Annotated in this window: 21 protein-coding genes and 3 pseudogenes; 14 read left to right on the forward strand and 10 right to left on the reverse strand. The window is 69.0% G+C overall.

The window, feature by feature from the left end; all coding sequences use genetic code 11:
• Positions 1-29: 29 nt before the first annotated feature.
• On the reverse strand, positions 30-1202 hold the full coding sequence (locus tag ACFZDL_RS05525) for an epoxide hydrolase family protein (RefSeq protein ID WP_353592070.1): 1173 nt from the start codon (positions 1200-1202) through the stop codon (positions 30-32).
• 82 nt (positions 1203-1284) lie between these two features.
• Between ACFZDL_RS05525 and ACFZDL_RS05530 the strand changes: the two genes are divergently transcribed.
• Together ACFZDL_RS05530 and ACFZDL_RS05535 are read left to right on the forward strand one after the other, a co-directional pair.
• Entirely contained in the window at positions 1285-1860 is a 576-nt protein-coding gene (locus ACFZDL_RS05530; RefSeq protein ID WP_353592071.1) for a CGNR zinc finger domain-containing protein, read from the forward strand.
• Positions 1861-2047: 187 nt separating this feature from the next.
• A pseudogene (locus ACFZDL_RS05535) lies at positions 2048-2140 on the forward strand (ABC transporter ATP-binding protein); the annotation flags it as partial.
• Positions 2141-2162: 22 nt separating this feature from the next.
• Here ACFZDL_RS05535 and ACFZDL_RS05540 read toward each other — a convergent pair.
• The 4 genes from ACFZDL_RS05540 to ACFZDL_RS05555 form a co-directional block, all read right to left on the reverse strand.
• Positions 2163-3062, reverse strand: coding sequence for a helix-turn-helix transcriptional regulator (locus tag ACFZDL_RS05540; protein ID WP_353592072.1), 900 nt, complete (start codon positions 3060-3062; stop codon positions 2163-2165).
• A gap of 332 nt (positions 3063-3394) precedes the next feature.
• Positions 3395-4489, reverse strand: a complete 1095-nt coding sequence (locus ACFZDL_RS05545; RefSeq protein ID WP_353592073.1) for a winged helix DNA-binding domain-containing protein — start codon at positions 4487-4489, stop codon at positions 3395-3397.
• Between the two features lie 7 nt (positions 4490-4496).
• Entirely contained in the window at positions 4497-5528 is a 1032-nt protein-coding gene (locus ACFZDL_RS05550) for an aldo/keto reductase (protein ID WP_353592074.1), read from the reverse strand.
• A 111-nt stretch (positions 5529-5639) separates the two neighbouring features.
• The gene (locus ACFZDL_RS05555; RefSeq protein WP_353592075.1) at positions 5640-6062 is read right to left on the reverse strand and encodes a VOC family protein; all 423 of its coding nucleotides are present in this window, start codon (positions 6060-6062) and stop codon (positions 5640-5642) included.
• Positions 6063-6221: 159 nt separating this feature from the next.
• Between ACFZDL_RS05555 and ACFZDL_RS05560 the strand changes: the two genes are divergently transcribed.
• Entirely contained in the window at positions 6222-7238 is a 1017-nt protein-coding gene (locus tag ACFZDL_RS05560; protein WP_353592076.1) for a WYL domain-containing protein, read from the forward strand.
• A 262-nt stretch (positions 7239-7500) separates the two neighbouring features.
• Here the strand turns inward: ACFZDL_RS05560 and map are convergent, their stop codons facing one another.
• Complete coding sequence (map, locus tag ACFZDL_RS05565) at positions 7501-8283, reverse strand: type I methionyl aminopeptidase (RefSeq protein WP_353592077.1); 783 nt, start codon at positions 8281-8283, stop codon at positions 7501-7503.
• 66 nt (positions 8284-8349) lie between these two features.
• Here map and ACFZDL_RS05570 point away from each other — a divergent pair, with 66 nt between their 5' ends.
• Positions 8350-8652: a helix-turn-helix transcriptional regulator gene (locus tag ACFZDL_RS05570; RefSeq protein WP_353592078.1), complete on the forward strand. Its 303-nt coding sequence runs from the start codon at positions 8350-8352 to the stop codon at positions 8650-8652.
• A 161-nt stretch (positions 8653-8813) separates the two neighbouring features.
• Here the strand turns inward: ACFZDL_RS05570 and ACFZDL_RS05575 are convergent, their stop codons facing one another.
• Entirely contained in the window at positions 8814-9197 is a 384-nt protein-coding gene (locus tag ACFZDL_RS05575; RefSeq protein ID WP_353592079.1) for a helix-turn-helix domain-containing protein, read from the reverse strand.
• A gap of 102 nt (positions 9198-9299) precedes the next feature.
• On the opposite strand from ACFZDL_RS05575, the gene ACFZDL_RS05580 reads away from it, so the two are divergent.
• The 6 genes from ACFZDL_RS05580 (at position 9300) to ACFZDL_RS05605 (ending at position 16746) form a co-directional block, all read left to right on the forward strand.
• Positions 9300-9698 (forward strand): RidA family protein, encoded by a 399-nt coding sequence (locus ACFZDL_RS05580; RefSeq protein WP_353592080.1) that lies wholly within the window; start codon positions 9300-9302, stop codon positions 9696-9698.
• A gap of 252 nt (positions 9699-9950) precedes the next feature.
• Positions 9951-11459: a DUF4246 domain-containing protein gene (locus tag ACFZDL_RS05585; RefSeq protein ID WP_353592081.1), complete on the forward strand. Its 1509-nt coding sequence runs from the start codon at positions 9951-9953 to the stop codon at positions 11457-11459.
• Between the two features lie 398 nt (positions 11460-11857).
• On the forward strand, positions 11858-12154 hold the full coding sequence (locus ACFZDL_RS05590; RefSeq protein ID WP_391190456.1) for a hypothetical protein: 297 nt from the start codon (positions 11858-11860) through the stop codon (positions 12152-12154).
• 153 nt (positions 12155-12307) lie between these two features.
• The gene (locus ACFZDL_RS05595) at positions 12308-13054 is read left to right on the forward strand and encodes a serine/threonine-protein kinase (RefSeq protein WP_353592084.1); all 747 of its coding nucleotides are present in this window, start codon (positions 12308-12310) and stop codon (positions 13052-13054) included.
• A 588-nt stretch (positions 13055-13642) separates the two neighbouring features.
• The gene (locus tag ACFZDL_RS05600) at positions 13643-15454 is read left to right on the forward strand and encodes an AAA family ATPase (protein ID WP_353592085.1); all 1812 of its coding nucleotides are present in this window, start codon (positions 13643-13645) and stop codon (positions 15452-15454) included.
• Positions 15451-16746 carry an McrC family protein gene (locus ACFZDL_RS05605; RefSeq protein ID WP_391190459.1) on the forward strand — a complete coding sequence of 432 codons (1296 nt, stop codon included), beginning with the start codon at positions 15451-15453 and terminating at the stop codon, positions 16744-16746. The genes ACFZDL_RS05600 and ACFZDL_RS05605 overlap by 4 nt, the downstream gene beginning before the upstream one ends.
• A gap of 168 nt (positions 16747-16914) precedes the next feature.
• Here the strand turns inward: ACFZDL_RS05605 and ACFZDL_RS05610 are convergent, their stop codons facing one another.
• Together ACFZDL_RS05610 and ACFZDL_RS05615 are read right to left on the reverse strand one after the other, a co-directional pair.
• Complete coding sequence (locus ACFZDL_RS05610; RefSeq protein WP_353592086.1) at positions 16915-18570, reverse strand: N-6 DNA methylase; 1656 nt, start codon at positions 18568-18570, stop codon at positions 16915-16917.
• A 155-nt stretch (positions 18571-18725) separates the two neighbouring features.
• A pseudogene (locus tag ACFZDL_RS05615) lies at positions 18726-18977 on the reverse strand (IS630 family transposase); the annotation flags it as partial.
• A 171-nt stretch (positions 18978-19148) separates the two neighbouring features.
• Between ACFZDL_RS05615 and ACFZDL_RS05620 the strand changes: the two are divergent.
• The 4 genes and pseudogenes from ACFZDL_RS05620 to ACFZDL_RS05635 all read left to right on the forward strand — a co-directional run.
• Positions 19149-19490: a PadR family transcriptional regulator gene (locus ACFZDL_RS05620; protein ID WP_009712553.1), complete on the forward strand. Its 342-nt coding sequence runs from the start codon at positions 19149-19151 to the stop codon at positions 19488-19490.
• On the forward strand, positions 19487-20443 hold the full coding sequence (locus tag ACFZDL_RS05625) for a hypothetical protein (protein WP_353592087.1): 957 nt from the start codon (positions 19487-19489) through the stop codon (positions 20441-20443). Before ACFZDL_RS05620 ends, ACFZDL_RS05625 begins: the two co-directional genes overlap by 4 nt.
• 94 nt (positions 20444-20537) lie before the next feature.
• Entirely contained in the window at positions 20538-21452 is a 915-nt protein-coding gene (locus ACFZDL_RS05630; protein ID WP_353592088.1) for a phosphatase PAP2 family protein, read from the forward strand.
• 90 nt (positions 21453-21542) lie between these two features.
• Positions 21543-21902, forward strand: a pseudogene (locus ACFZDL_RS05635) (IS630 family transposase); the annotation flags it as partial.
• A 353-nt stretch (positions 21903-22255) separates the two neighbouring features.
• Here ACFZDL_RS05635 and ACFZDL_RS05640 read toward each other — a convergent pair.
• Entirely contained in the window at positions 22256-22780 is a 525-nt protein-coding gene (locus tag ACFZDL_RS05640; RefSeq protein ID WP_353592089.1) for a hypothetical protein, read from the reverse strand.
• Positions 22781-22874 lie beyond the last annotated feature (94 nt).

The raw sequence follows: 22874 nt of genomic DNA on the forward strand, positions 1-22874 counted from the left end.
ATGGCTGAACTTGGGTGTGGCAGCCGCGTTCACCCATGAGCGGCCAGCACTGCCGCGAGGCCCTCTTGCAGATCTTTGACGAAATACTCGGGAACCTCCAGCGACGGGAAATGCCCCCCGGCTTCGGGCGACCTCCATCGGACGATTTGCCGGTACCGCTCCTGCGCCCAAGGGCGCGGACACTTCTCGACGTCGCGGGGATACATACTGAGTGCTGACGGGACGTCGACCCGGAGTTCGGGGTCCAGCGAGTTGTGGCTTTCGTAGTAAATGCGGGCCGCCGATGCGCCGGTCCGCGTCAGCCAATACAGGGTGACGTTGTCAAGAACGCGGTCCCTGGAAATCCTCTCGAACGGACTGTCTTCGGTGTCGCTCCACTCAGCGAACTTGTCAAGGATCCAGGCGAGAAGCCCGACCGGTGAGTCGACGAGCGAGTAGCCGATGGTCTGCGGTCGGGTCGCCTGCTGCTTCGCGTACGCCGCGCGGTGGCTCCAGAAATCGCGGGTTTCCTCGGTCCACTCGCGCTCGACCGCCGTCAGCCCGTCCGTTGTCAACCCGGGCGGTCCCTCCGCGAACGTGCTGTGGATGCCGAGAACGTGCGCCGGGAACCTGCCGCCGAGAACCGTGGTGATATTGCCTCCCCAGTCGCCGCCGTGGGCTGCGAACGTGCTGTAGCCGAGCCTTCCCATCAGTTCCACCCATGCGGCCGCGATCTTTTCGGTTCCCCACCCGGTGGTGGCCGGCTTGTCGCTGTAACCAAAGCCTGGTAGCGACGGGATCACGACGTGGAACGCCGGCGCGTCTGCGTCTTTCGGATCTGCCAGCTCGTCTACTACATCGATGAACCGAGCAATGCTGTCCGGCCAGCCGTGCGTCAAGATCAGAGGAGTGGCATCCGCGCGCGTGGATCGACGGTGCAGGAAGTGGATTCCCAGACCATCAATGGTCGTGCGGAACTGGCCGATACGGTCAAGGCGCTCTTCGAACGACCGCCAGTTGTACCCGGTGCGCCAGTAGTTCACGACCTCGACGAGGTCGGCGAGAGGTACGCCCTGTTCCCATCGGCGAGGGTCGGGCGCGGCGCGATAGACCGTCTCAGCCTCGGGGAGTCGCGCCGCGGCTAGTCGCGCGCGCAGCTCGTCGAGATCAGCGTCAGTCGCACGGGCTTCGAATGCTTGCACGTCGCTGGTTGGACGGGGCATGAGACCTCCTGGCCATCGCGGAACCGGCTAAGACGGTTCTAGCAGCCCTCCGGGCCGCGCCGCAACCTGCTAAGGTGGTTCCATGCGCGCTGGGTTCCCTGACTTCCGCCTCGGCAAGGTGCTGGCCACCAGCTTCACGGGGACTCTGTCGGAGCGTCACGGCACCGCCGTGGAGCGCATTCCCACGCCCCACCGGCTCATCGACTGGCTGGCAGTGAACGACCTTGCCGTGGACTCCTGCACCACTGCCCAGCTCGACCTCGCCCGGGAACTGAGGGAGTCGATTCACGCCGCCGCGACAGCGGCCGCGCTCCAGGACGCCCTCCCTGCGTCTGCCGTCCAGGTCATCAATGACTGCAGCGCTCAGGGTCGGGCCGCGGCGATCCTGACGCCCGAGGGCAAGCGGCGATGGCAGCTCAGCTCGGCTTCCGGCGTGGAAGACGCCCTCAGCGTGATCGCCGCCGACGCGATCAGCATCCTCGCAGGCGAACGAGACGGAAAATTGGCCTTGTGCGCATCATCAACCTGCCAAGCCGCCTTCTTCGACACCAGCCAAAGTCGCACGCGCAGATGGTGTGACATGAACACGTGTGGGAATCGCCAGAAGAAAGCGCGCTTCAATGCCAACCAGCGCAAAAACCCCAGATCAGCGGTGTGATCGTTACCTCGGTACATCCAAGTGGGCCCACGCCTGCGAGACAGCTGGTGCGTTGGGTGCACCCCAACGCACCAGTGACAAAGACACCCTTCAGGACAGCCCTCAGGTCTCCGTACGCCCGGGCACCGAAGATGCTCCACCGCCCGCCCACCATCACTCCCGGGGTCGACGGGGCCACCCGTGGCGCGACGACGCCTGGCGCGGCCGGATCGGACTGGCCCTGCAGTCCTGGCACGACCACCGCCGCTGGCAGGTCGCCGAGCTGCTGACGCACTTTGCGGGCGACGGCCCGGCCTGGATGTTCAGCCGGCAGGCGCCGACCGGGATGAACTCGTGCCGGATCCTGGGGTGGTCCTCCAGCCGGGTCCTCGGGCGGGCAGGTCGGCGGCCACCGTGCCGAGTAGTGCGAGGGCCTGCTGGGAAGCGCTGCCGGGCTCGGCCTGGTACACGATGAGCTGCTGGTCCGTCGCGCTGTCGACGGTGAACGAGTCGTAGGCCAAGGTCAGCTCGCCCACCTGGTGATGGTTGAAGGACTTGGCCTCATGAGCCTTGCCCCGTACATCGTGCCGGGCCCACAGAGCGCGGAACTCCGGGCTTTTCAGCGACAGTTCGCCGACCAGCTCGGTGAGCCGGGGATCGTTCATCAGGTCGCCGCTGCCCGCGCGCAGGGCCGCGAGCCCGGACCTGGCGACCCGCTCCCACTCGGGGTAGAAGTCCCGGGCGGCCGGGTCCAGGAAGGTGAACCGGACCAGGTTGGTCTCGCCCGCCTCCAGCATTCTGGCGAAGAGGGCGCATCCGAGGCGGTTGCCGGCCAGCACATCCAGCCGTCGGTCGAGGATCAGCGCGGGGGTGTGCAGCCAGCCGTCCATCAAGCGCAGCAGACTCGGCCCGACGGGCACACCACCACCTCGCCGGACGGGGCCACGAGCCGTTCGTGCCAGCCGGTGCAGGTGCGCCGTTTCCTCGGGATTCAGTCCGAGGGCGCGGGCCAGGGCGTGCACCACCTGTGCGGAAGGGTGCTTTTCCCGTCCCTGTTCCAGCCGGGCGTAGTAGTCGGTGCTGACTCCGGACGACTGGGCGACCTCCTCCCGGCGCAGGCCCGGCGTCCTGCGCCGACCCGACCAGGGCTGCCCGGCCTGGGCCGGGCTGGTCATCTCTCGCCGGGCGCGGAGGTACTCGCCCAGCGGGTTGCCACTGTCCATACCGCAACGATAGGCGCGCATGCGCTTGGTTACCTGGGTGTGGCGCACCCTGGACAAGCCCGCCCTGGTTGACCTGTGGCCCGACGAACATGCTCGGCCTCATGAGACCCCGCCGCATTAACCGCCGCCGCGTCGACGATCCGCGCCACCCTGGGCCGGCCCGACCTGGTCGTCGCCAACGCGGGGGTGATGCTCGGAGCGCCGTTCGACGAGGCGGACAGCGCCGGTCGTTCCCACTGAGCTCGGCTGACCTGGGCCGGCATAGTGCTGGTGGTTCTCCTCGTCAGGGCCGTGGGCCCTGGCACCGGGGAGTCGAGAAATCCCCGTACGGCTCAGCTCTCGGTGTCGAGTTGAATGTGCTCGATGTCTTCGTCCAGGAAGGCGCTCAGGTCCTGTGCTTCGGCGTGGACGGCTTCTTGTTCCGGGGCGGTGAGGGGCCGGAGGGGGCTGATGTGGAGTCGGTGGTCGCGCACGGTCCAGGTGGCGGTGACGCGCCCGTCGACGAGGACGGTGCGGTGGCCCGCGACGGACAGGCCGAGGTGGGGAGCGTCGATGATGCGGCTGCGATCGTGGTAGCCGAGGATGGCGTTGTCGAAGGCCGGGAGGAACCGGACGGGGGCCGGGGTATCGGGGTGGGGGCGAGGAGCATCGGGCAGATCGAGCAGTTCTCGGCCGCGTTCGTCGTGGAACACGACGAGTTCTTCCCGGGCGGCTTTGATGGCGGCGGGAAGCCCGGCGAGGCCGCACCAGGCGCGTAGGTCCGCGCTGGCGGCGGGCCCGTAAGCGGCGAGGTAGCGGCGCAGCAGCTGCTGCCCGACGGGATCGCTGTCCCCCGCGGGCAGGGGGTCGATGTCCCGTTCCAGCCAGGTGGCCAACCGCAGGTTGCGTACGCCGGCGGTCTGGCGCCACAGGCCGCGGGGCGGGAGTTGGGCCATGGGGATGATGGCTGCGACGAGCAGCTCGCCCAGGGCCCGGCGTGGTGGGCCGGGCCAGCGGTCTTCGAGGGCTTGTACGAGCTCTCTCATGGTGCGGGGCTGCTGGTCGGCCATGGCCGCGCGGCCGGCGGCGGCGACTTCCTCCACGTCGAGGCCGGCCAGTTCGCGCCGGTAGGTGCCCAGCACTCGCTGGCGCAGCATGGTGTCGTGGCGGGCTCGCCAGGCGAGTGCGTCGTCGGAGGTGACGAGGTGGACGGTGCGGCGCATCAGGTGGGTGCGCACCACCGTGCGACCGGTAAGCGCATGGTCCAGGTGCTCGGGTTTGAAGCCGACCAGGCGGGACCACAGCCCGATGAAGGGTTCCTGGGGCTCTTGCGCCTGCAGGCCGCACAGGTGGGCCACCGCCTCGGCCACGGATGTGTCGCTGCGTGTGAGCAGGTGCTGGCGGGCGAGGGCGGCGCGGTTGAGGGCGCGGCTGTCGAGGACGGTCATGGCGCTCTCAGCCTGCGGCTCGCTCGTGGGTCGGGCGGCGGCGTAGGTCCGTACGGGTGAGGGAGGGGGGTGTGTAGGAGACGTCCAGAGGGCTGATGTCGGTGCCGGGCGGGACGATGGTGTCGATCGTGTCGAGGATGTCGTCGCCGAGGGTGAGGGTGGCGCCGGCGAGCAGGTCGTCAAGCTGGTCCATGGTGCGTGGGCCGATGATGGCGGCGGTGACGTCGGGGTGGCTGGTGGCGAAGGCCATGGCCACGTGCGTGAGGGAGTGGCCGGCTTCTTCGGCGACGATGAGCAGCTGCTCGACGGCATCAAGCTTGCGTTCGTCGGTGAGGTGCCGGGGGACCCAGTGCATGCGGGCGCCTGCGGGCCGTGGGGTGTTCTTGCGGTAGCGGCCGGTGAGCAGGCCCATGGCCAGCGGGCTCCACACCAGAACGCCCATCCCGTAGCGGCGACAGGCGGGCAGGACCTCGCGCTCGATGCCGCGGTTGAGGATGGAGTAGGGGGGCTGCTCGGTTCGCAGGCGGTGCAGGCCGCGCTGTTGGGACACCCACTGAGCTTCGACGATTTCCGAGGCCGGCAGGTTGGAGGAGCCGATCGCGCGGACCTTCCCGGCGCGCACGAGGTCGGTGAGCGCGGAGAGGGTCTCCTCGATGTCGGTGTGCGGGTCGGGGTGGTGGATCTGGTAAAGGTCGATGTAGTCGGTCTGCAGCCGCTTCAGCGAGCCCTCGACCGCCTGGATGATCCAGCGCCGGGAGCTGCCGCTGCGGTTGGGGCCCTCGCCCATCGGACCGTTGAACTTGGTCGCCAGCACGACCTCGTCGCGGCGTCCTTTGAGTGCCTTTCCGACGATCTCCTCGGTCTCGCTGTAGCCGTAGACGTCGGCGGTGTCGACGAAATTGATGCCCGCGTCGAGCGCCCGGTGGATCATGCCCACGCAGTCGTCGTGATCCGGGTTGCCCATCTTGCCGAACACCATGGTGCCCAGGCAGTAGGCGCTGACTTCGATGCCGGTCCGTCCCAGCTTCCGCATCCGCACGGTGACGTGTTTCCTTCCGCTGCTGTACGTGTTCGGTGCGTGCCTGGGCCGCCCGGGCCGCCCTTGTGGCTGCGGCGGCGCGGGCGGCGCAGGCATGTCGGTTCGGCCGGTTCAGCCGTTGTACGGGGCGGTGACGTCCAGGACCCAGGTGACGCCGAAGCGGTCGGTGAGCATGCCGTACAGCGGCGCCCACTGCGCAGGCTCCAGCGGACGCGCGATGGTCGAACCCTCGGCGAGCCTGCCCCACAGGGCGCTGATCTCCTCGGTGTCATCCCCGCGTACGGAGACGAAGAACGGGTTCTCGCCCTGGTTCCAGGGCAGCTGCGAGGGCACGTCGTAGGCCATGACGTGGAAGCCGTTGTCGCCGGCCACCTCGCCCCACATCACCCAGTCCGCCTCGCTCTCGTTCTGCACGGCGCCCGCGTCCTTGTAGGTGACCGCGACAGTACGTCCGCCGAAAACGGACTGGTAGAAGTCCAGCGCCTCACGTGCGGTGCCCCGGAAGTTCAGGTGAGTGGTGGTCGTGACGGACACGGCCTGCTCCTCGCTTCGATGTGACGAATATGCCGCCGACCGGCCAAAGCCCCCGTGGCGGCAGCCGTGACCAGGGGCGATGCCTCCCGAACGGCTCGCATGCCACTATGACCCAGGTAAAGGACAGGTTGTGTCCTTTACTGCGGGGAGACTGATGTCATGCATAAGACGTCCTCACGGCTGCTCGCGCTGCTCTCGCTGCTGCAGTCGCACCGTGACTGGTCCGGCCAGGACCTCGCCGAGCGTCTCGGCATCACCTCGCGCACGGTGCGCCGTGACATCGACCGCCTGCGCGAACTCGGCTACCCGATCACAACCGTCAAAGGACCTGCCGGCGGCTACCGACTGGAGGCGGGCACTCACATGCCGCCCATGCTGTTCGACGACGGCCAGGTCGTCGCCTTGGCCGTCGCGCTGCAGACCGTGGCCACCGGCACCACCCGCACCACCGGCACCACCGTCGCCGAGGACGCTTCCCGCGCCCTGGCCGCCCTGCGCCAGGTCCTGCCATCCCGCCTACGTCACCGCATCGACCTGCTGCGCATCACCGCCGTCCAACCGCCTGCGGTCGGCGACACCCACCAGGTCGATTCTGAGGTCCTGACAGACCTGGGCCGCGTCATCCATGCCCGCGAGGAACTGCGCTTCGACTACGGGCCAGGCCCAAGCACCTCAGCCGATGCCCCCCGACGAGTACAGCCTCACCACCTGGTCACCTGGCGTCATCGCTGGTACCTCGTGGCCTGGGACCTCGACCGCGAGGACTGGCGCACCTTCCGCGTCGACCGCGTCCGGCCCCGCACACCCACCGGCCCCCGCTTCACCCCTCGCGAGCTCCCCGGCGGCGACGTCTCCACCTTCATCACCAGCCGATTCCGCGGCAACGACGGCACCACCACCGAGTGGCCCTGCCAAGGTGAAGTCATCCTCCACCTCCCGGCTGCCGATGTCGCGCCCTTCGCTGAGGAAGGAGTCGTGGAGGAACTCAGCCCTCACCACTGCCGACTCACCCTCGGCTCCTGGTCATGGACCGGACTCGCCGCAACCATCGGCCGCTTCGACACCGATATCGAAGTCATCGGTCCACCTCAACTGGCCACCGCGTTCGCAGACCTCGCCGCCCGCTACGCTCGCGCCGCACGCACCACAGGACCAGAGATCGGTCCGACGCCGTGAGAACGAAACTCAACGCGGGGTGGAGTTCGAGCAGGTGGTGGCCCGTCATGAGCCGGCCACCGCGATCGCCTGGCTGTTGGAGCTGACGCCACCGTTGGACTCCGACGCCGCCCAGGCATGGCGGGCGATGCTGGTGTGCATCCCTGCGGGGGTGCCGATCCTGTGGCCGCCGGCGAACCCGAGGCTGGACGGGGCCGCTGCCCTCCACCACCTGAGGCGAGACCCTGCACGGCATCGGAGCGCGAGTGACGCGGTTTCGACCTTACGGCCGCGATGGCTTCGGCAACGTGAGGATTTCGGCTCCGTCCTCGGTGATGGCGATCGTGTGCTCACTGTGTGCCGTCCGGCAGCCCGTCGCGCTTCGGAGCGTCCACCCGTCGGCGTCGATGATGAGTTTGGCGGTGTCCGCCATGATCCACGGCTCCAGCGCCAGCAGCAGCCCGGGACGCAGTTTGTATCCGCGGCCGGGCCGTCCGGTGTTCGCAACGTGCGGGTCCTGGTGCATCGTTGATCCGATGCCATGTCCTCCGAACTCGGTGTTGATCGCGTATCCGGCCTGGCTGAGGACTGTGCCGATGGCATGGGAGATGTCGCCAATGCGAGCTCCGGGGCCGGCGGCGGCGATCCCTGCGGCCAGTGCGCGTTCGGTTGCACTGATCATCGCGACACTCTCCGGGGGTTGAGCGTCGCCCACGATGAAGCTGATGGCGGCGTCTGCGGCGACTCCGCCTTGGGAGACGGCAAGGTCAAGTGTAAGCAGGTCGCCGTTGGCGAGCGTGTAGTCGAAGGGCCGTCCATGGAGCACGGCGTCGTTGACGGCCGTGCAGATGTAGTGGCCGAACGGGCCGCGTCCGAAGGATGGCGCGTAGTCGACGTAACAGGACAGCGCTCCCGCCTCGACGATCATGGCCTTGGCCCACCGGTCGATGTCCAGAAGGTTCGTGCCGACCGTGCTACGGCCCTTCAGTGTCTGCAGGATGTCGGCGACCAGGGCACCGGTGTCCTTTGCTCGGGCCAGCTGGGTGGGGTTCAGGATCTCGATCATGCGCCGCTTTCCTCATGGAACCAATAACTATACCGGCCATACTATACCGGTACTAGAATCGGGGTCATGGTCAGACTGCCGCTCACTCCCGCAGAGGTCGCACGCGGACAGCGCCTCGGCGCCCTCCTGCGTCGGGCCCGGGGGGAACGCTCGATGCTCGAGATCGCGCTCGACGCACGTGTCTCACCTGAGACACTCAGGAAGATCGAGTCAGGCCGCGTGGCCACCCCTGCCTTCCCGACCATCGCGGCGATCGCCGACGTCCTCGGCCTCTCCCTCGATGCCGTGTGGGCCGAGATCAGCCAGTCCGAGTGCGACGCCAGACCGGCGAACGCCGGTCACAGCGCACGTGAGCAGCTGACCGCGTAAGCCTCCATCCCAAAGCTGCGCCGGAGCGTCGACACGAGAGAACGCCCCGGTCCCGCTCTCGCCCACTGCCCCCGATCGGTACACCGGCAGCGGATGCCGGTAGCGGAGAACAGCCGCAGGACCTCCTCCGCACGGTGCGACGGCGTGGTGCTGCGTGCCCGTCAGACGCCGAAGCGACGGCGCGCGTCCTCGATGTGACCGAGGTACTGGTGGGTCCAGCCGCAGATGGTGTCGACCGCGGTGCGCAGGGCCCGGCCCGGCTCGGTAAGGGTGTACTCGACCCGCGGCGGCACGGTGGGGTGCACCCTCCGATCGACCAGGCCGTTGTGCTCCAGCATGCGCAGGTTCTGCGTGAGCATCTTGTGGCTGACGCCCTCGACCTCGTTTCGCAGCTCACTGAAGCGCAGGGTGCGCTCGCCGAGCGCCTCGATGATCAGGAGCGCCCACTTGTTGGCGACGTCCGAAAAGATCTCCCGCGCCAGCGAGTCCACGCGCCTCAGGTCTGCGTTCTCGGGCAGGCCCTTGAGCTGCTGCTTGGTAACCATTGGGTTCCTCAGTAACGGAAAAGTGCGTTCTTGCAGGTCGGCTGTCACTCTCCTACGGTTTCTGAGTAACCGCAAGAGAGCAAACGAGAAGGGCGAGCACCGTTGGCCACCATCGATGTCTTCAACCACAACGTGCCGGCCGAGAGCGACTTCGGCTACTCGCAGGCGATCAAGTCCGGCGATCTGATCCACGCCTCCGGACAGCTCTCGCTCGACGAGGGGGGCGAGTTCCGATACGCGTACGACTTCGCCGCCCAGCTCAAGCAGACCTACGTCAACATGGACAAGGTCCTGGACCACTACGGCGTCACCCGCAACCAGGTCGTCTCGCAGACCCTGTACGTGGTCAACCTGCGGCAAAACGCCGCGGCGACGGCGGAGAGCAACCTGGGTTACTTCGGCGACCACCGCCCGGCCAGCACGGTCGTCGGTGTCACCGAACTGACCTTCCCCGGCCAGGTCATCGAGATCAGCTTCGTCGTCGACACGAAACTGCCCTGACGGGTGTCCATACCCCGTTGGGGCTGCTGAGGCGGGCGTTTCCCGTGGATGGTGAGGCAGCCGGGGCGACGTGTGGTGGTACTCGCTGAGCAGTCCGCCACGTACCTGGCGACGCCTGACCCCGGCAGCGGGCAGGGGGATGACGTTCGGGCCGTCGTCGGGGGCTCACAGCCGAACGCGGCGGTGAACTTGCTGTCAGTCCGCTGAAGTATCCTTCCGGCCACCGCACACCGACTGGGAGGACCAAGAGAATTGACTGGCCTGTCTGCTTTCCCGCTGCCCTTTCATGCTTCCCGTTCCATATCGTTCGCGACACCCCGAACGCTGCGGGAACTCCAGATGATGCAGTGCAGTGCCCACATTCGGGCGAAGCCGGGGTGGTTCGACAAGATGAACGACGCCGACATCGTCGCCAGGTGGACACAGGAAGCGGTCGCCCAGGGCCTCACCGAAGCGCAGGTTCGTTACGTGCTTGCCGAACTCCAGCATTACGCCGCGCTGCGGGACGGACGAACCGGCGTCGAGGTGTCCGCCGTCGACGGGGTGTGGCAGTCGGACACACTGGTCGACGACAAGCTCAGAACTCGGCTGCGCGAGGCGGTTCGGGTTCTGGAACAGGTCCCCGAATCAGAACAGGACTGGCATCCCGGATCCGACGGCCAGGTACTGGATCTGGTTCATCCCTCACTGTTCTGCCTGGTGAGAGAGGTGAGCGGTGGGCCCGAGCGGGCCTGGCAGAACCCGACGGACCGCTACTCGAAGTACGAATTCTCGGAGAAATTCCAGTGGCTGCCCACGGACGTCGACATCAGTGACGACGGCGATGTCGCCTTCCGTTCGTACGTCAACAACGTCCACCCCGAGACTCATCGCGAACTGGTCTCCGTCCTCCCCGACTTGTTCGCGCGCTTTCGCCCGCTGCTGGAGAACGTGCTCACCGATCTGCGCCATCCGCGGCCCCTGCGTATCGAGGCCGATCCTTACGGGTGGTACGACTCGAAGCCGGAGTACCCGGACAAGTCCTCCTACAGTGATGATGAGGCTTACGCAGAAGCCGTCGAAGCATGGGAAGTGGCCCAGGACACCTGGTGGGAAGACCGCTGCCCGACCATCCCGGACGCCCCGGCCTTCACCCCGCCCGAGTTGCCCGATGAATCCGCCCGAGTCGACCTTCGCGGTCGCCGTCTCCAGGTCATCGTCAAGCTCGCCACCATTCATCTCACCCCGGACAAGCCCGAGTACCCCGGCGGTTCCTGGCATGTCGAGGGGATGATGAACGAGCGGATCGTCTCGACCGGCATCTACTACTGGGACAGCGAGAACATCACCGAAAGCCGGCTGAGTTTCCGGGCGGCACTCGACGACCCGGACTACGAACAGAACGACGACAACGGCCTGCGCGAGGTCTACGGCCTGGAGAACGAAGACGCACTGAACCAGATGCTGGGATCGGCACCTACCCCAGCGGGCCGCTGCCTGGCGTTCCCGAACATCCTGCAACACCGCGTCGGCTCATTCCGCCTCGCGGACCCCACCCGCCCGGGATATCGCAAAATTCTCGCGTTCTTCCTGGTCGACCCGTCGGAACAGATCGTCTCGACATCCGATGTGCCACCGCAGCAACCATGGTCCGACACCTCCACCATGACGCTTGAACAGGCCAAGAACTACCGCGAACAACTCATGCAGGAACGCAAGTTCTTCGTCGACGAACACAACGAGCAGCTCTACGAACGAGAATTCTCCCTCTGCGAGCACTGAACCTCTTCTGTCCTGAATACGCGCGGGCCAGGAGGGTGCGGACGGCCTGAACGAGGGCGCCGCTGCGGCGGGTGGAGCATCTGGCCCGCCGCAGCCGAGGGGACGGGCGCGCGGGACCCGTCCCGGGCACCCGCGTATAGAACGGCCCCATGACCACATCTGAATCATCGGCCCGCCGCCGTAGGGCCAGGCTGTCTGCGGCGCGCGGCGCGGCGGGGACCGTCTGCGCCCTGGCCCTCGCCGCCGCGCTGAGCGGCTGCGGCTCCGACTCGGGCGACGACGCGGGGGCGCCCGCGCCAGCCGCCCCCTCGCGTTCGGCCGAACCGTCGCCCGCCTCGCCAACGCCCACGAAGCCCTCCCCATCGCCGTCGCCGACCGCAGTGAAGCCGATGAAGCCGATGAAGCCGTCAACCCCGGCCGAGCTGCGGGCATGCGCAGACGGAAGCTGCACGGTCGTCGTGACGAAGGGCACCGAGATCCCGCGCGTCGCCGGCCTTCGGGCGGGACCGTTCACGGTGAGCGCCGTCGGCGCCGAGGGCGTGGACCTGAGCTCGGTCGACGCGAGCGGATTCACCTCCAACCTGCTCGGGCAGCGCCCCGACCAGGGCGGGCCCTCCACCGTCAACGAGCTGTCGATCGCCGTTCTCGCCATCGTGGGGGACACCGCGAAGCTGCGGCTCTTCCCGGCGGAGTAGAGCGGGTGTTGTTTCGGCGGCGCCGCCGGGGAACCCCCAAGAGGATGCGTTGACAACGTCAACGTGAGTGTGTGACTCTCGTCAACAGGTGAAGGTATACGCTCCCTACGGAATGTACCCACCTTGTATGCGACGGGTGAAGTGGGAGGGCCAGTGAACCTGGAGACGGTCGACGGACGGTTCCGGATCACGGGGATTCTGGGGCGCGGGAACATGGGCGAGGTGCACCGGGCCCAGGACCTTCAGGCCGCCCCGGACTCCCCGCACCAGGAAGTCGCGGTCAAGACCGTGCTCCGTGCCCGGACCGGAGTCGCCGTCGACGCGTCGGGGCCGAGCAAAGAGATCGACCGTTTCCTGCGCGAAGTGCGGATCATGCGCATGCTCTCCCAGGGGCATCCCAACCTCACCCTGCTGATCGACGGCGGCGTGGACCGGGCGCCGGGCGGCAGTGGCCTGCCCTACCTGGCCATGGAACTGCTGGATGGCCATCCGCTCGCGGACCTCATCGACGAGGAGCCTCAGCTGCCCGTCTCCTGGGTCGCCGCCATCGGGGCGCAGATCGCCGCCGGTCTCGCCGCCGCTCACACCGCCGGGGTAGTCCACCGCGATCTGAAGCCGGCCAATGCGATGCTGACCCGCGACGGCACCGTCAAGGTCCTCGACTTCGGCATGGGCTCGGTCGTCGACGATCCCGACCAGACGAGGCTGACCAGCACGGGCGTCAGCGTCGGCACGGCGCGCTACATGGCGCCCGAGCAGTTCCGTGCCGAGCGGGTCTCCGCGTCGGCCGACCTCTACGCGCTCGGCTGCATCCTGTACGAGCTGCTGATCGGACGGCCGCCGTTCGCCGCCAGAACGTCGTGGGCGAGCCTGCTGACGGTGCCTGCGGCATCGGCGTAGCGGGCCAGCATCCGCCGGGCCTGGGCCAGGCATCCCGCCGCCTCGGAGGGGACGGGCCCGGGTCCCGGGGCCGCGCGCCGCTGTGCGCCCGCCGGACCTTCGCCCGCGGCGGATGCCGGCCCGGACATGACGGCAGATCTCGTGGCGGACGTCCGACACCCTTGGCGGCGCGGGGGCTTCACGTGAATGCCGACGGCGGCGAGCCCGGTGCGGAGCCTTCGCTGCTGCTCGTCGCTCGTGAGCCCGAGCCGGTCCGCCTCCACCGCGAAGACCCGGCGGCTGACAACGCCCGCAGGAGACGCGCACCGTTTCAGTCTCTCGATGACGGAAGGCAGCTCCGCTTCGATCGCGCGCCGTTTGGCCTCGGCCATCGGCTCCCCACCCATAACGCCCCCCCCAAATCAGCGTTCAAGCGCCGGTTCGACCCAAGAGGTCCGGCCCGACACATTCCACACCCTAAGACCTACCTGTTTACATCGTCAACACACTGTTCCGCGTTGCTTATTGACATTGAAGGGTCACTTGACACCGTCAACAGGTAAGCTATGCGGCGTCCGTGCAGGCCTCGCAGCACTCGGAAGGTGACCCATGCCGCAGCTCGACCGCCTCCCTGGCACGCCCGACTTCCGCATCAGGCTCCCCAAGGACGGCGGCGAAGCACACGGACACCTGCTCACCGAGTTCGGCGGCAACGGCACACACAAGTTCCTTCTGCTGGCGGGTTCGACCGTGGCCGCCCAGGCATGGCCCGGGCTCGGCGACCACGCGCGCCGACTGCGTGCGGAACTGCGCGCGAGCGGCGGGTTCGCCGACGCCCCCGCCGACCCCGCCCGGCCCGAGGCACCGGCGCGCTGGGTGGCGGCCCGGGACATCGAGTGCAACTCGTCCTCGGCCGCCGCCGCGCTGGTGTACGGCTACGACGCCTCCGGCCCGGAGTCCTGGCGCACCGCGGAGGGCCACCCGCTCGCCGACTACCTGACCACCGGCTGGCGCGCCCCGCGCAAGGCCTGGCTGGTGCGCGGCTCCAATGTCTCCGGGCACAACCTGGTGCGGCAGCTGTGGCTGAAGGAGGACTTCGTCTCGCTCGCGGCCGCACATCTGCCGCCCCTGGAGGAGACCGATCCAACCAAGAGCACGCTGCGCCGCTTCGTGGAGGAGGGGTACGAGGGGGCGGCCTCGTACAACCAGAAGCAGGGTCTCATCGACGAGTTGCACGCCTTTCTGACCCAGATGCGCGTCGGCGACACGGTCGCCACCTTCGACGACGGCCGACTGCATGTCGGGCGGATCACCGGGGAGGCCGCGCAGAGCGCCTCGCCGGGTGGGCTGTCCAATCTGCGCCGGGCCGTCGCCTGGCGGGCGGACAGCCACGCGTACGAGGAGCTGCCGGGGGAAGTGCAGCAGAAACTGTCCGTGCAGCACGACGTCGTCGATCTGACCGGTGTCCTGGACGCGCTGGACGGGCTCACCGGGCAGTCGGAGCGCACGGACCCGGCGGAGACCGGGGACACTGGCGAGCGGCCGACGCAGCGTGAGCTGACGCTGCCGGAGGTCAGCGGGGAACTCGCCGCCGACCTCCTGGTCCACGACCGCGCCTGGCTGGAGGAGATGCGGGAACTCCTCATCGACGAGAAGCAGTTGGTGTTCTACGGTCCGCCGGGCACCGGCAAGACGTATCTGGCGATGAAGCTGGCCGAACACTTCGGCGGCGGCCCGGAGCAGGTCAAGATCGTGCAGTTCCACCCCTCGTACTCCTACGAGGACTTCTTCGAGGGGTTCCGGCCCATGGAGGATCCCGAGACGCGGGAGGTGGCGTTCCGGCTGACGGCCGGCCCGCTGCGGGAGCTCGCCGACCTCGCCTCCCGCGAGGGCAACCGGCACATCCCCCACTTCCTGATCATTGACGAGATCAACCGCGCCAATCTGGCGAAGGTGTTCGGCGAGCTGTACTTCCTCCTGGAGTACCGGGACCGGTCCGTCCGTCTCACCTACTCCGGAGACGACTTCCCCCTACCGCCCAACCTCTTCGTGATCGGCACGATGAACACCGCCGACCGGTCGATCGCGCTGGTGGACGCGGCGATGCGGCGCCGTTTCGCGTTCGTGGAGCTGTCCCCGCGCAGCGAGCCGACCGCCGGGCTGCTCGCGCGCTGGCTGAGGCGCGAGGGCAGGGACCCGGAGCCCGCCCGGCTCCTCGACGCCCTCAACGCCCGCATCGACGACGCCGATTTCGCCATCGGCCCCTCGTACCTGATGAAGCCAGGCGTGTACCGCGACGGCGGGCTCGAACGGACCTGGCGCACGAAGATCCTGCCGCTGCTCCAGGAGCACCACTACGGCGAGGGCCTCGACGTCACCGCGCGCTACGGCCTCGACTCGCTGCGCGAGCAGCGCCCATGACCGTGCCCATGCCCATGCCCATGCCCATGCCCATGCCCATAGCCATGCCCGAGGTGACGCTGCGCGAGTACGGGCCCGCCGTCTCCGTTCCGCTGGGCGCCGAGGCCGGGCGGGCCCTGGCCGCCTCCGGCATCCTGCAGAGCGCGGTCCCCGACCCCGACCGCGGCGGGCACTGGCTGCTGCGGGCGGGCAGCCGGGTCGGCGCCGTCCGCACGCCCGGCGGCCCGGTAGTACGGATCATGCCCAAGACCCCCGTGAGCCGGCTGTTCTTCCTCCTCGGCTTCAGCCTCGACCCGGCCCGCGCCTGGCGCGAGCGCCGGGAGGGCACCGTCGACACCGGCGCGCATGACGACGTCGTCCCCGCGCTCGCGCACGCGGTGGAACGACAGATCGACGCGGCACTGCGGCAGGGGGTCCTCCAGGGCTACCGGGAGGTGGAGGAGTCCGCGCTGGTCGTGCGCGGGCGGCTGCGCGAGGCCGAGCAGATCCGGCGGCACTTCGGCCGAACGCCGCCCGTGGAGATCGCCTACGACGCGTACACCGCCGACACCGCCGAGAACCGCATCCTGCGCACCGCCGCCGAACGGTTGCTGCGGCTGCCAGGCGTTCCCGGTCCCGTCCGGCGGCGCCTCGCCCATCAGCGCGTACGCCTGGCCGACGCCCTGCCGCTGATACGGGGGCAGGAACTGCCGCGCTGGCAGCCGTCACGCCTGAACTCCCGCTACCAGCCCGCGCTGCGGCTGGCCGAGGCCGTCCTGCGCGGCACCTCGCCGGAGCACCGGCCACCCGGGGCCGCCCCGCTCGCCGTGGACGGCTTCCTGCTCGACATGAACAAGCTGTTCGAGGACTTCGTCACGGTTGCCCTGCGTGAGGCCCTTCGGGCGCACGCCCTGACCGCGCGCCTCCAGGACCCCCACCACCTCGACACCGCCGGTCTCATACGGATGCGCCCGGACCTGGTCGTCCGCACCGGTGACGGCCGCACTCCGGTCGCCGTCGTGGACGCCAAGTACAAGGTCGAGAAGGCCGACGGACTCCTGAACGCCGACCTGTACCAGGCGCTCGCCTACGCCACCGTCCTCGGCCTGCGCGAGGCACACCTGGTGTACGCGGCCGGACGGCAGCCGGAACGCTTCCACGAGGTGCGCGGAACCACGACACGTGCGGACGGCCGGGGAATGCGGCTGTACCAGCACAGCCTCGATCTGTCCCGCGACCCCGGACACATCCTGGCGTCCGTCCAGGACGTCGCGGGACGGCTGGCCGCGGCCGCCCCGCGTTCACGGTCATGAAACGCCGTCAGGCGGAAAGGGAGAGGCCTCATGCCCCGGCTCGCCTGACCGAGGCCCTGGTGGGCCGGGTCCGTGCGTTGCTCGCCGAAGGTCTCGCGCCCCACGAGATCTGGAGTTCCGCGCGGTGTCCGCGCCAGTGCACGGCACCCGGGGTGCCGCGCGCAGGTCTCACCCCTCCGGCGCCAGGGCCCCCGTGGCGAGGCCGTCACGGGCGACCTCGGCGAGCCGTCGGCTCAGGTCGTCGACCTTGCGCATGCCTTCCTCGAACGCCGACAGGGCCCGGAAGGCAGAGCCGTACCGACGCTGTTCGTCGATGCCCATGCGGGGGATGCGTGAACCTCTGCCGTCAAGACGGTAGGTCCCGCTGGCGCTGGTGGATCGGCGGGCGTTGACGGAGCTGCGCAGGAATCCCTGCAGATAGTCCGTGTCGAGCTGTTCGCTGGCCGAGATCGGTTCTTGACCGTCGTACGCGACGAGTCCGGCGCGGGCGAGCTCCGCGACACTGGTGGTGGAGGTGTCCAGTGAGCCCGGTCCGCCGCCCGCCGTGAGCTCGGGCAGGAGTGCGGCCAGCCGGCGGATCTGGTCCTCCAGCTCCTTGCGCAGGGCGGCGTACTCACCGGGATAGTCACGGTGCCGGGACCGGAGATGGCTGCCGGGGGTCAGGTCGACGGTGTCGTCGAGGAGCTCGATCAGGGGCACGTCGGCGACCTGGTCGGGGCGTGGTTCCAGGGGGCCGTCGGGGCTGTTGTCGGTCAGGTCGACCATGCGCACGGTGTGGTTCGTATCCGCATGTGCTGTGCTCTCGGGACGCCGCAGGCACCACAGGTGGATGGGCAGAGCGTGAGAGGTCGCCGTCCCCGGCGGCAGGGCGACCACTTGGCGCACGATGCCCCGGCGTACGAGTTCTGACCGGATGCGGCGGCCTGCCTTGCGGTAGGCGACCGAGGCCGGCATGACCATGACGACCTGCCCGCCGGGCTCGGTGTGCGCATAGGCATGCTGGAGCCACGCGAGCTCCCCTTCGGCCTTGGACGGGGTACCGAGTTCCCAGCGGGAGTCGAGCAGCAGCTCCTCTCGCCCCCACTCGGTCACACCGGCCGGTGGGTCGCAGACCACCAGATCCGCCTTGAGGTCCGGCCATTCGTCCGCGCGAAGCGAATCACCTGCCACGATGCGCACGCCCGATCGGCCCAGGAGGTCGGCGCGGAGCTGTGCGAAACGGGCGCTGTCGGCATCCATCTCCTGGCCGCAGCAGCGCATCCCGGCTTCGGAGGCGATGGACAGGAGCAGCACCCCGATCCCGCAGGCCGGGTCGAAGACTGTGGCGTCGGCCGGCAACTCGGGAGCGAAGTGGCACACAGCCCGCACCACACGCTCGGGAGTCACCTGATCCGATCCCGCACGCCGAGCGGAATCCATGAACCGTTCAGTCAGTCCATTCACGAGGTCGACGGGTGCTTCGGTTTGAGCGAGACCCTGCACACGGGCGGCGACGTCATCCGGCAGTCTCGGCTCACGCTCCCCGGCCAGCACCGCGGCCACCTCCGCCAGGCCCCCGACCATCTGCTCCCCGTACGCGGCCCGCATGGCCTGCCACAGCTCGACCTCGGGTGACACCTCCTGGCCTTTGCGCTGCTTGTCCAGCCATTCCTGGACCTCGGCGAGCGCATAGAGCGGACTGTTCGCAGCACCTCCCGCCGGCGCGGGGAAGTCGTCGTAGCGCCGACGCCAGTTGGAGACAGCGGCCCGGGTGACTCCGGCCAGCCGAGCGATCTCGGAACCGGTGACAAGAGGTCCAACCGATGAAGCGGCACTGTCCGTCATAGTTTCAGTGTACACGGGCTGTCAACCTCGCCCGCAAGCAATATCTGTTGACTACCTACACGCATTGATACCAGAATCTGACGTGTACTGGTCTCTCCGCGACTCGCTGATACCGTGTGCTACGGATCGCCACGGAGGGTGCTTGCATCACGCGCCGACAGCGGCCCGAACTCGTCCATGCAGAAGACGACTTCGGGCTCGCCTTCCTCAGGTATGACCTCGCCGTCGGCGATCGCGTAGAGATGTTCGACCCGGGCCTTCTTGGCCGCGTAGTCCGGGTCGCGTGAGGTCTTCCAGGTCTTTATGCGTTGAAACGAGACGCCCTCCTCGCGGAGGAGGAGCCGTAGGCCCTCGTGGCTGATGTCGTCGACCACCCCCTCGGCGACCAGGAAGTCGGCCGGCTCGGCCCGGACCAGGTCGCGGTGAGCATCCGCCAATGCCGCGCGGGCGCGTCGAGGAGACCTCCGGTCGCGCCCGCCGGCCGGGAGAGGGTGACGCTCGCCGCGGGCGTGGAGGCGCTGCCGGCGACCACCCCAGGGCTGCCAGATATATTTCGTAGCTCGATATATGCTTGATGCATGACCAGACAGAATCCGCCCTTGACGGAACCGCAGTACTTCATCCTTGCTGCACTCATGGATGGTCCGTTGCACGGTTACGGCATCATCAAGGCTGCCGAGCAGGCCACCGACGGGCGGCTCCGGATCGCTGTCGGCACTCTCTACGGCGCGCTGGAGCGGATGGAGCGGGCCGGGCTGGTGGCCGCCAGCCATGAGGAGATCGTGGACGGGCGGGCGCGGCGCTATTACCGGCTTACCGAGGACGGCACCGAGGCGCTCGGCCGGGAGGCGCTGCGGATGCAGCAGGCGGCGGCCGTCGTCATCGGACACTCGCGGGATGCCGGAGCGGCCCCGGCATGAATCGTCTGCTGCTTGCGGCCTATCCCGAGCCCTACCGTTCCCGGCAGGGAGAGGAGTTGCTGGCCTGCCTGGCCGAGGCGTATCCCGGCCGCTCCTGGCCCCCGCCGCGGGAAGTTGCCGCCTTGGTGCGCGCCGGGGTGCAGGCCCGCGCCCGCGCCGTCGTCGACGACACGGTCCGGCCGTGGTGGCTGGACGGCATCCATCTGGCCGCCCTGACCCTCGCCGCGCTGGCGCTGGTTCCGTACTTGCAGGACGTGTGGCACTGGGCACTGCACATCGACCCCGGACAGCACGCCATCGCCTTCCGCTTCTCCGGCTGGTACCCGTGGGCCGAAGGGCCCACGCGGATACGGCTGCTGCCCTACGGGCTGCTCCCGCTGGGCTGCCTGATCGCTCTGCTGCGTGGCAGACCGTGGATCGCGCTGCCGGCCGCGGCAGCCATGATCTGGGCCGGCGCCACGTCCCACGGCCGCACCGTCTTCGGCGACGAGGGCAAGGCGGGCCTGGGCTACTACGGTCTTGGCGCCCCGATAACGGCCCGTGACCTGGTGCTCTCGGGGGCACTGTGCGCCGCGTGCGCCGTGCTGGCGCTCTGCCGTCCCAGCCGTCTGCGACGCCGCTCGTACCGCTGGCTGGCCCCCGTCGTGCTCGCCATGTTCGTGGCCGGGGGCCTGCACCTCATCTCCGTCAGTCCGGCCTTCCAACGCGGCTTGTTCATCCTCGAAGTCGCGGCGCTGATCGCCGCGTGGGTGGCGACGGCCGCCACCGGCGACTACCGGTGGCTGATCCCCGTCGCGGCGGTCGCGTTCATCCGCACGCAGGCGATCGTCGTCCAGCCGGACGCGTTCATGCAGTCCTTTCCGGACCTGGTCGTCCTCCTTCTCCTGATCGCACCCCTCCCGGTCCTGGCGATCACCGCCCAGCGCCGGGAGAACCGGGCGCTCGCCGAATAGGAGCGGACCCCCGGTGGGCCGACCGAGCCCGGCGGCCCACGTCGTGCCGCAAGACGTGCGTGACCGAACTCCCCCCAACGGAAGAAACAGAACGATGACTCAGCACGATTCCCCGTCCCTGCCCGCGCACCGTCCGGGGGCCTCAAGGCAGGCCCCCGACGACCCCAGCCCATCGCGTACGACACGGCCGTGGATGCCGGCTCTGCTGTACACCCTGGGGTTCCTGACGGTCTACCTGCTCGCCATCTGCACCCCGTGGGGGCAACGAGCTGAGAACCCCTGGTTTTATCTCGGTAAGCAGGGCGGCGAAGAAGCATGGATCTACCCCCTGTCAGGAGCGGCCTACGGCTCGACGCCCCTGCCGCCGCTGGAATTGAGCGCCAAGCCCACCGTGATGGTGGGCCTGGCCGTCATCGTGGTCCTCACCCTGGTGCGGCGGTGCTGGCGGCAGGGGTGCGCGGCGCTCGGGGTCGTCATTCTCACGGCCGGAGGCAACGATGTGCTCAAATCGACCATCCTGCCCCGCCCCGATCTGGTGGGCGCGCCCGAGAATCTCCTTGATCAGGGTTTCCCCAGCGGGCACACGGCCATCCCCGCCGCGCTGACCCTCGCCGCCGTCCTCGTGGTGTCCCCCCGCATCCGCCCCTACGTCGCCATGGCCGGTGTGCTGTGGCTCGCCTGCATCGCCGCCGCCAGCGCGACCATGGGCGGCCACCGGCCCAGCGAAGTGCTGGGAGCCACACTGTGGGCCTGTGCCTGTTACGGCCTCGCAACCTGGCTGCTGCCGCCAGCCGCCGCGCCAGGCGCCACGCGGAGCCCCCGAGCGCTGCCCGTCATCACCCTGACGCTGGCACTGGCCGTCGCCCTCGTTTCCGGCGCACGGAACGACACCCTCACAAGGTCACTGGTCTCCGCGGCGACGGGCTTCATATGTGCGGCCCTGGTCTGGTACGCCGCAGTCGGGCGGCCCGCACACACCGCACGCCGCACACGCCCCGCACTGGACTGACCACCCGGCCGGCTCCGGGCGGGAACCGGTGCATCCTGGCAAAGCGGCGGTCCGACGCCACCGCCCAGTCGTAGAAGCCGAGAGCACGGCCTGCCGTTCTCGACTTGGAGCCTGGCCGAGCCGGCCGACTTCCTGGTCGCCGAGGGGGTGGTCGACGACATCAGCCACGAGGGCCTACGGCTCCTCCTCCGCGAGGAGGGCGTCTCGTTTCAACGCATAAAGGCCTGGAAGACCTCACGCGACCCTGACTACGCGGCCAAGAAGGCCCGGGTCGAACATCTCTACGCGATCGCCGACGGCGAGGTCATACCTGAGGAAGGCGAGCCCGAAGTCGTCTTCTGCATAGACGAGTTCGGGCCGCTCAACCTCCAGCCCCACCCCGGGCGGCAGTGGGCCGAGCCCGGCGGACGGCACAAGGACCCCGCCCGGGACCCGAGGCCCCGCCGGCGGCCTGATGCGGCACTAGTCCCGACGCCCTGGAGGTCACCTACCGAGGGCTGGCCGTCGACCGGCGCTGGACCCGACTCGGCCAGAGCGCCAGCGAGCTGTCCGGCGGCGAGGCTCAACGCCTCAAACTCGCTCCGCGATCCAGCGCGGCGAGGCGAGCCGCAAGGCCGGCCTCGTCGTCCTGGATGAATCCGTCTCGGGCCTGCACCCTTCCGACATCCAACACTCCCACCGCCGGATACCTCCGCCGGTACGCAGCCGGCCTGCCGCTCCTGGGCGACTCGGGGACGCACGGCGATGAGGTTCGGCGCTGACGTACGGCGAGATTGACCATGGCCGTTGAGGTCGGGCGGGGGTCAGTGCCCCAGAGCGGCCTTGGCGGCCACGATGACCAGACCGAGCAGCAGGTTGACGACGCCCTCGCCGACCGCCATGCGGCGGGACGCGCCCGCGCTGATCGCGCCGAGGGTCGCCCAGGCGACCTGCTGGGCGATCGCGACGGCGAGCACCAGCCAGGCCGTGCCGGACAGGCCCAGGCCGAGCACCGGGCTGAGCGCCGCCGCCACCGCGGGCAGCGCCGCGGCCTCCACGATGGGCCACTCGCGCCGGGCCACGCGCCGCACCTCCCGGCGGCTGATCGGACTGCCGACGATCCGTTCACCGGCTACGTGCGCGTACACGTGCGCTGCCCAGAAGACCACGCCCGTCACCAGCAGCAGCACGATCAGCTGAAGCCGAGGGAAGTCGCCGGCGGCACTGGCGGTGGCCACCACCGATGCCGCGAGCAGCGAACCATAGACCGCACCCGCGTAGTCCGTCCGACGAGTGCGGTCCCGCTCCTTGCGCGCGGGTCGCCCCGCCGGGGCCGAAGAACTGCTCACCGACCCAACATAAGCGCCGGTACCGGATACTCCGGTGAACGGCGCCAACCGCTTCGGCCGCGCCCGAGGAGCGGGTCCAGGTGCTCCGGGATTC

Origin of the sequence: Streptomyces sp. NPDC007917 (assembly GCF_042959105.1) — a bacterium.
GTDB lineage: Bacteria > Actinomycetota > Actinomycetes > Streptomycetales > Streptomycetaceae > Streptomyces.